Source organism: Bacillus sp. SIMBA_154, from assembly GCF_046536015.1.
Lineage (GTDB): Bacteria > Bacillota > Bacilli > Bacillales > Bacillaceae > Bacillus > Bacillus pumilus_P.
Genome location: NZ_JAWJBV010000363.1, coordinates 1 through 262, shown reverse-complemented (window position 1 = coordinate 262; position 262 = coordinate 1). Strand labels below are relative to the sequence as shown.

The following is a 262-nucleotide window of genomic DNA, read 5'->3' as shown; positions in this document are numbered from 1 at the left end:
GAAACGCTAAGCTCCAACGCCAACCCGGGGCTCGCATCGCGCAGCGCTCGCAGCATTGGCGGCAGCACCTCGACACCCAGCAGTTGGCTGGCAGTGACCCGTACGTTGCCGCCGGCCTCACTGGCCTGGGCGGAAGCCGCGCGCGCGAAGGCTTCGGCGGCCAGCGCCATGGAATCGGCCTGCGAGAACAGCTCCCTGGCGGTGTCGGTCGGCATCAACACTGCTGGCGAGCGGACAAACAGGCTGGTAACGACGCTGTGCT

The 262-nt window shown here is 67.9% G+C and carries 1 protein-coding gene; it reads right to left on the bottom strand.

The window, feature by feature from the left end; all coding sequences use genetic code 11:
- Positions 1 to 262 (bottom strand): hypothetical protein (locus R0K30_RS22385; protein WP_410613094.1); only part of this gene is annotated, 262 nt, incomplete at both ends.